This window comes from Nocardiopsis potens DSM 45234 (genome assembly GCF_000341105.1).
In the GTDB taxonomy this organism is placed as follows: domain Bacteria; phylum Actinomycetota; class Actinomycetes; order Streptosporangiales; family Streptosporangiaceae; genus Nocardiopsis_A; species Nocardiopsis_A potens.
Genome location: NZ_ANBB01000035.1, coordinates 223,557 through 230,806, shown reverse-complemented (window position 1 = coordinate 230,806; position 7,250 = coordinate 223,557). Strand labels below are relative to the sequence as shown.

8 protein-coding genes are annotated in these 7,250 nt (G+C 73.0%); all 8 read right to left on the bottom strand.

Annotated features, from left to right (window positions below):
* Nucleotides 1-1,642: DEAD/DEAH box helicase (locus tag D459_RS0113880; RefSeq protein ID WP_026120372.1), on the bottom strand; the 1,642-nt coding region annotated here is incomplete at its 3' end.
* A 43-nt stretch (nt 1,643-1,685) separates the two neighbouring features.
* Nucleotides 1,686-1,871, bottom strand: coding sequence for a hypothetical protein (locus tag D459_RS0113875; protein WP_017593616.1), 186 nt, complete (start codon nt 1,869-1,871; stop codon nt 1,686-1,688).
* Nucleotides 1,872-1,875: 4 nt separating this feature from the next.
* A complete protein-coding gene (locus tag D459_RS0113870) occupies nt 1,876-2,655 on the bottom strand; it encodes a class E sortase (protein ID WP_017593615.1) in 780 nt (259 codons plus the stop codon).
* A 255-nt stretch (nt 2,656-2,910) separates the two neighbouring features.
* Nucleotides 2,911-3,153, bottom strand: a complete 243-nt coding sequence (locus D459_RS0113865) for a DUF3039 domain-containing protein (protein WP_017593614.1) — start codon at nt 3,151-3,153, stop codon at nt 2,911-2,913.
* Nucleotides 3,154-3,196: 43 nt separating this feature from the next.
* Nucleotides 3,197-3,775 carry a YqgE/AlgH family protein gene (locus D459_RS0113860; protein ID WP_017593613.1) on the bottom strand — a complete coding sequence of 193 codons (579 nt, stop codon included), beginning with the start codon at nt 3,773-3,775 and terminating at the stop codon, nt 3,197-3,199.
* An 85-nt stretch (nt 3,776-3,860) separates the two neighbouring features.
* The gene (locus D459_RS0113855; protein ID WP_017593612.1) at nt 3,861-5,264 is read right to left on the bottom strand and encodes an NAD-dependent malic enzyme; all 1,404 of its coding nucleotides are present in this window, start codon (nt 5,262-5,264) and stop codon (nt 3,861-3,863) included.
* Nucleotides 5,265-5,480: 216 nt separating this feature from the next.
* Nucleotides 5,481-6,227, bottom strand: a complete 747-nt coding sequence (locus D459_RS0113850; RefSeq protein ID WP_017593611.1) for a cytidylate kinase-like family protein — start codon at nt 6,225-6,227, stop codon at nt 5,481-5,483.
* 82 nt (nt 6,228-6,309) lie between these two features.
* Entirely contained in the window at nt 6,310-7,248 is a 939-nt protein-coding gene (locus D459_RS0113845) for a tetratricopeptide repeat protein (protein WP_020380173.1), read from the bottom strand.
* Between the last annotated feature and the right edge of the window lie 2 nt (nt 7,249-7,250).

Here is a 7,250-nt window from a genome sequence, read left to right as displayed (position 1 = left end):
GGCGGGGCGGCCCGCCGCAGGCGCGGCGGAGCTGGCTGTGGATCATCCCGTGCGGGCTGCCGGTCCGGTGGTGCCAGGCCCCGACCAGGGTGTTGAGCTCCTTGCGCAGCTCGGCGGTGCGCTCGTGGGCCGGCGCCTCGGCCGGCTCGGAGGGCCCCCTGCGCTCGGCGGCCCGCTGCTCGGTCTTGCGCTTGCGGAGCAGCTGGGCGACCTGCTCCGGCTCCAGCAGACCGGGCAGGCCGAGGAAGTCCTCCTCCTCCGGCGACCCGGGGGCCCCGCCGCCGAACTCGGTCCCGTCGTAGAGGGCCCGGTCGAACTCGGCGGAGGCCTCCATCGTCTCGAACGGCAGCTCCTCCCCCGCGTCCGGGGTGTCCCGCTTCTTCCGGGCCTCGTCGATCATCTCCTGCTCGGGCTCTTCGCCCTCCTTGAGCGGGCGGTCCAGCGCGTGGTCGCGCTCGCGCTCCATCTCCCCGGCGTACTCCAGCAGGGTGGGCACCGAGGGCAGGAAGACCGAGGCGACCTCGCCGCGCCGGCGGGTCCGCACGAAGCGGCCGATCGCCTGGGCGAAGAAGAGCGCGGTGCTGGTGGAGGTGGCGTAGACGCCGACCATCAGCCGGGGCACGTCGACGCCCTCGGAGACCATCCGCACCGCGACCATCCACCGGTCCTCCGACTCGGCGAACCGGGAGATCTTCTTGCTCGCGGTGGGGTCGTCGGAGAGCACCACGGTGGCGCCCTGCCCGGTGATCTTGCGCAGGATCCGGGCGTAGGCCCGGGCCGTCTCGTGGTCGCTGGCGATGACCAGGCCGCCGGCGTCGGGGTGGGCGTTGCGCACCTCGCTGAGCCGGCGGTCCGCGGCGGCCAGCACCTTCTTGATCCAGTCGCCCTTGGGGTCGAGCGCCGCCCGCCAGGCCTGGGCCAGGGCGTCGGTGGTGAGCGGCTCGCCGAGCCGGGCGGCGAGCTCGTCGCCGGCCCGGGTCCGCCAGCGCATCTCGCCGGAGTAGGCCATGAAGATGACCGGGCGGACCACGCCGTCGGCCAGCGCCGGGGCGTAGCCGTAGCTGTAGTCCCAGGAGCAGCGGCGCACCCCGTCGTGGTCCTGCACGTAGTCCACGAACGGGATGGGGTTGACGTCGGACCGGAACGGGGTGCCGGTGAGCGAGAGCCGCCGGGCCGCCGGGTCGAACGCCTCCCGGGCCGCGTCGCCCCAGGAGAGCGCGTCGCCGGCGTGGTGCACCTCGTCGAAGATGACCAGGGTGCGGCGCGCCTCGGTGCGGTTGCGGTGCAGCATCGGGTGCGCCGCGACCTGGGCGTAGGTCACCGCGGCGCCGGTGAACCCCCGTCCCAGCGCGCCCTGGGCGTTCTTGAAGTCGGGGTCGATCGCGATCCCGAACCGGGCCGCCGCCTCGGCCCACTGCTTCTTCAGGTGCTCGGTGGGGCACACGATGGTGATGGAGCGGACCGCGTGCCGCGCCAGCAGCTCGGCGGCGAGCGTCAGCGCGAACGTGGTCTTGCCCGCCCCCGGCGTGGCGACCGCCAGGAAGTCCCGGGGCTCCCGGCGGAAGTACTCGTCGAACGCCTCGCGCTGCCACTGGCGCAGCCCGGTGAGGCGGTCCGCCGTGCTCGTCTGCACAACCGTCATCTGGCCATTCCCCCATTGCTCACCCGGACGAGGGTATCCGGCCCTACCCCGCGCCGGTGCCAGCCCCCGCGCCGGTGTCGACCGCGCCGTCGTTGAACGGCATGTAGGGGTCGATCCAGGGGAAGGCCACGGTCCACAGCAGCCAGGCGATCCCGGCGATCAGCGCCAGGACCACGATCAGCTTCACCGGCACCGGGCCGGGGATCAGCCGCCAGATCAGTCCGTACACCGGTTCACTCCGCTTCCTTCGCCGCGTCGCCGTCCTCCGGCGCCATGTGCGCGATGTTCTCCGGCATGCCCTGCTCCTTGGGCCGGGTCTCGCTGAGCTCGGCGTGCACGATCAGCCGGTGCGTGTTGTTCAGCTTGGGCGCGCAGGTGGTGAGGGTGAGCAGGGAGCGCTGCGGGTCGTCGTTGTTCTCCGGGTCGAACGGGTCGGGGTCGACCACCTCGACCTTGTCCGGGGTGACGGTGACCTCGTCGATGACCTCGTAGGTGTAGTAGTTGTCCCGGTCCTCCACGACGATCTCGTCGCCGTCGGAGAGCAGGTCCAGGTCCCAGAAGATGCCGGACACCCGGTGCCCGGCCACCGCGTAGTTGCCCGGCTGCCCGGGGTCGGCCGAGTCGCCGCCGGCCACGTCCTCGTCGGTGTAGCGGCCGGGGCTGTACCGGATGTCCTCCGGCTGCACGCCGTTGACCACCACCCACTGCAGGTCGAGCCCGGGGATGTACATCCGGCTGTCGGCCGAGCCGGGCAGCGGCTCGGAGTCCGGGCCGGCCTCCCAGGTCTCCTCCAGGCCCTGGGAGAGCTGCTCCTGCTCGCGGTCGGTCTCGATCTGCTTGCCGTAGACCTGGTAGGCGGCGAAGAAGAGCATCACCACACCGGCGGTGAACAGCAGCTCGCCGACGGTGCGCAGGACGCCGCGCGCGATGTCCCCGCCGGTGAGCCTGCGGCGCGCGCGTCGATCCGATCCTCTGGTGCGCCGGTGCGCCCCGCGCTCACTGGTGGAAACCATATGGACCTACCCGTCGTCGCCGTCGCCTGCGAGCGTATCCTGCCGCACGGGGCGCCGTGCGCACAAAGCCCGTACAGCAGGGCATTGCCGACGTTCGGGGGCCGCTCCGCGCCCTCCCCTCGCCCGCCCCGTGTCGATCTTGGACTTATCGACCGGTCGAGGAGCGCTCGCCGGCGCGGCTCCGCGGAGCGGGACCGGTCGATAAGTCCAAGATCAACGCAGAGGTAGGAGCGGCGGAGGAGGGCTACGAGCGGGTCAGGAGGTCATCTCCTCGTAGATCTTCTTGCACTCGGGGCAGACCGGGAACTTCTTCGGGTCCCGGTTGGGCACCCAGACCTTCCCGCAGAGCGCGATCACCGGGGCACCGGTGACGGCGCTCTCGGTGATCTTGTCCTTCTGCACGTAGTGCGCGAACCGCTCGCGGTCCCCGTCGTCGTGCGAGATGTCCGGACGGGTCTCGCTCTCCGGCACGACCTTGTTCAGCACGTCCATGGCCATCGCTCGCTCACACCTCCTCGGATCCGGCCTCCTACGGTACCGGTCAGTTCAGCGAGGGGTCGTCGGGAAGCGTGGAGACCAGCGCGAGATCGCCGCCCTGCCTGCGCAGCACCCGCGCCCACAGGGTCTCCGGGGAGTCCGAGAAGACGTCCTCCACGCTGGCCGGGAGGACGTACCAGGCGCCCTCCTCGATCTCCGCGCCGAGCTGGCCCCGGCCCCAGCCGGAGTAGCCGGCGAACACCCGCAGCCGGCCCAGCCCGCCGCCGATCACCTCGGGCGGGGCGTCCAGGTCGATGACGCCCACCCGGACGGCCTCGGTGTCGGCCTCGCCCTCCAGCGGCCGCCAGCCCAGCGGCTCCTCCTCGTCCCCGGGGACCCCCAGGGCCAGCCCGGAGCCCTCGCCGACCGGCCCGCCGGCGAACATCACCGCCGGGGAGCTGGCGAAGGCGCTCCACCCCTCCAGGACCTCCTCGACCAGGTGGTCGGAGGGGCGGTTGACGACCACGCCCAGCGTCCCCTCGGCGTCGTCGTCGATGACCAGGACGACGGTCCGCCGGAAGTTCGGGTCCTCCAGCGCGGGGGTGGCCACCAGCAGGCTCCCGGTCAGGTTCGGCGTGCTCATGTCCTGCTGTCTACCCCGCCCGGGCGGCCGCGACCACCGGCTCCGGCGCACGATCGCGCACCGGAGCCGGACGGTCGCGGCGCGGTCACTCGGCGGCGCCGCCGGCGCGGACCGCGACCTCGCGCACCGCCGAGGCGACGGCCTTGGACAGGCCGGTGTGGAACACGCTCGGGATGATGTAGTGCGGGCCGAGCTCGTCGTCGGTGACGGCCCCGGCGATGGCCTCCGCGGCGGCGACCATCATGTCGGAGTCGACGTGGTGGCTCTGCGCGTCCAGCAGGCCGCGGAAGAACCCGGGGAAGACCAGCACGTTGTTGATCTGGTTCGGGTAGTCGCTGCGGCCGGTGGCCACCACCGAGGCGTGCAGGTGCGCCACGTCCGGGTCGACCTCGGGGTCCGGGTTGGCCAGCGCGAAGATGATCGAGTCGTCGTTCATCTCGGCGATGTCCTCGCCGCCCAGCACGTTCGGCGCGGAGACGCCGATGAACACGTCCGCCCCGGCGACGGCGCCGCGCAGGTCCCCGGTGTAGCCGTCCGGGTTGGTGTTGGCGGCGATCCAGGCCAGGTTGGGGTCGAGGCCGTCGCGGCCCTCGTGCACCGCGCCCTCGACGTCGCAGACCACCACGTGCTTGGCGCCGGCGTGCATCAGCAGCTTGAGGATGGCGGTGCCGGCCGCGCCCGCGCCGGACATCGCGATCCGCACCTCGCTGAGGTTCTTGCCGACCACGCGCAGCGCGTTCTTCAGCGCGGCGAGCACGACGATGGCGGTGCCGTGCTGGTCGTCGTGGAAGACCGGGATGTCCAGCAGCTCGCGCAGCCGGGCCTCCACCTCGAAGCAGCGCGGGGCGGAGATGTCCTCCAGGTTGATGCCGCCGAAGCCGGGGGCGATCACCTGGACGGTGCGGACGATCTCGTCGACGTCCTGGGTGTCCAGGGCGATCGGCCAGGCGTCGATGTCGGCGAACCGTTTGAACAGCGCGGCCTTGCCCTCCATGACCGGCATGGAGGCCTCCGGGCCGATGTTGCCCAGGCCCAGCACGGCCGAGCCGTCGGTGACCACCGCGACGCTGTTCCGCTTGATGGTGAGTCGGCGGGCGTCGTCCTTGTTGGCCGCGATGGCCTGGGAGACCCGGGCGACGCCGGGGGTGTAGGCCATGGACAGCTCGTCCCGGTTGCGGAGCGGGACCTTGGACTGCATTTCGATCTTGCCGCCGAGGTGCATCAGGAAGGTGCGGTCGCTGACCTTGTGCACCACGACGCCTTCGATGGCCCCCAGGGCGTCGACGATGGCCTGGGCATGGTCGGTGTCGCGGGCGGCGCACGTCACGTCGATGCGGATCCGCTCATGCCCGGCCTGCGCCACGTCCAGGGCCGTGATGACGCCCCCCACGTGCTCGACCGCGTTGGTGAGGCTGCCGACGGCACTGCCGTGCCCGTCGAGTTCCAGGCGGACGGTTATCGAGTAGGAGACGCTGGGAAGGGTGGCCACGTAAAGCTCCTCTATGTCACATGTCCGACGCGAACCGGCGCGCTCTGGCTCAGGTCGCGCGCCGCCGGCACCGCGGGCGGCCTGGCTGGGGCCGCGTTTCCCGGGCGTCGTGTCCCGCCCGGGGCGCCGTCGAGAGGTCCGGCGCGCCGGTGCCGTGCGCACCCTTCATGGTGCCACCGCCGCTGGTCGAGGTGGGCACCGGGCCGGTGAGGCGCTTCACACTCCGGTGCGGCCCGCGGCCAGTTCGCGGGCGAGCCGCTCCGCGATGTCCGCGCAGCTGCCCAGCCGGACGGCGGTGGAGTCGAGGACCAGGTGGTAGAGCGAGGGGTCGGCCGGGTCGGTGCGGTAGTAGCGGCGGACGTAGGCGCTCCGGGCCCGGTCGTTCTGCTCCAGGTCGCGCATGGTCGGCGGGTGCCAGGGGTCCTCCCGGTCCCCGGCGTCCGGGTCGGGCAGGGCCTCGCCGCCGTCGCCGGGGGGCTCCGGCAGCCCCTGGGCGCGGGCCAGCTCGGGCAGGGCCGCGGCCTGCTCCAGCCGGCGCGCCTTGGGCCCGTCCAGCCGGACGTGCAGCACCCCGGGGGCGCCGGCCAGCACCACGGCGCCGGCCCGGCCCAGCACCACGCCGCCCTCTTCGGCGATCCTGGCCAGCACCTGCTCGGTGCGGTCGACGAAGTCCCGGTCGTAGTAGATGCGGCCCTCGGCGTCGGCGGCGCCGAGGTAGCTCATGTCCACGCTGCCCAGGGTGACGGTGGGCAGCCGGGCCGCACTGGCCAGCATCCGCTCCAGGCCGCTGGGGGCGCGGTCGTCGCGGCGCAGCGCCTCCTCCAGGGAGCAGCCGATCCGCTCGGCGACCGCGCCGGGCACCGCCCGGTCCAGGAAGGGGACGCCGAGGCGGGCGGCGAGCGCGCGCCCCACCACGCCGCCGCCCGCACCGTAGGTCGCCGAGACCGTCACCGCACAGCCCATAGCGCCACCATCCGGTCCGATTCCCGCGGGCCGCCCCGCTCAACCGGTTCCTACCCGGGCGCGGGCCGGCCGGAACGGCGGCTCAGAACAGCGCGGAGGTGAGCGAGCGGCGGGCCTTGGAGACCACCGGGTCGCCCGCGGGCAGCACCTCGAAGAGCGAGACCAGGTGCTTGCGGACCCGCTCGCGCTCGTCGTCCCGGGTGACCCGGACCAGGTTGATCAGCCGGCTGAAGGCGTCCTCGAACTTGCCGCCGTAGGTGTCGATGTCGGCGACGGCGATGTGCGCGTCGACGTCGGCCGGGTCGTCGGCGGCGGCCTTGCGCACCGCGGCGGCGTCGACGTCGCGGAGCCGGCCGACCAGGCGCACCCAGGCCAGCTTCTGCCGGGCGTTCTCGTTCTTCGGGTCCTTCTCCAGGGCCTTGGCGTAGACGGCCTCGGCGGCCTCGAAGTCGTCCCGGTCCAGGGCCTCCTGGGCCTCGGCGTCGACCGGGTCCTCCGGGCCCTGCTCCTGCTCCGGGGCGCCGGCGCCCTCCGGGCCCAGCCCGGTGAACTCCGGCGGGAGGACCTGCTGCTTGCGCAGTTCCTCGAAGATCTGGGAGAGCCAGTCGCGCAGCTGGTCCTCGGTGGCCGGGCCGACCGGGCCGGGGACGACCTGGCCGCCGATCACCAGGGCCAGCGTGGGCACCGCCTGGACCCGCAGCGCCTGGGCGATCTGCGGGTTGGCCTGCACGTCCACCTTGGCGACGCGCCACTGACCGCCGGCGCCCACGGCGAGGCGGTCGATGGCCGCCTCCACCTGGGCGGACTGCTCAGAACTGGTCTGCAGGACGGCGAGCACCACAGGCGCGCTGAGCGACGCCTCCAGTACCTCCTGCTGGAAATTGCTCTCGTCGACGTCGATCGCGTAGGGGTTGGCGGTGCCGGAGTTCCGCTCGGCCTCGCGCTTGGCCTCGCGTTCCATCGCGGCTTTCCGGGCTCCCAGGTCGATCGCGCCCTGCATGGAGTAGTCCGATGGCTGCATGC

Coding starts and splice junctions, on each gene's coding strand:
- D459_RS0113870 (WP_017593615.1), bottom strand. CDS start 2,655: ATGGTTTCCACCAGTGAGCGCGGGGCGCACCGGCGCACCAGAGGATCG.
- D459_RS0113865 (WP_017593614.1), bottom strand. CDS start 3,153: ATGGCCATGGACGTGCTGAACAAGGTCGTGCCGGAGAGCGAGACCCGT.
- D459_RS0113860 (WP_017593613.1), bottom strand. CDS start 3,775: ATGAGCACGCCGAACCTGACCGGGAGCCTGCTGGTGGCCACCCCCGCG.
- D459_RS0113850 (WP_017593611.1), bottom strand. CDS start 6,227: ATGGGCTGTGCGGTGACGGTCTCGGCGACCTACGGTGCGGGCGGCGGC.
- D459_RS0113845 (WP_020380173.1), bottom strand. CDS start 7,248: ATGCAGCCATCGGACTACTCCATGCAGGGCGCGATCGACCTGGGAGCC.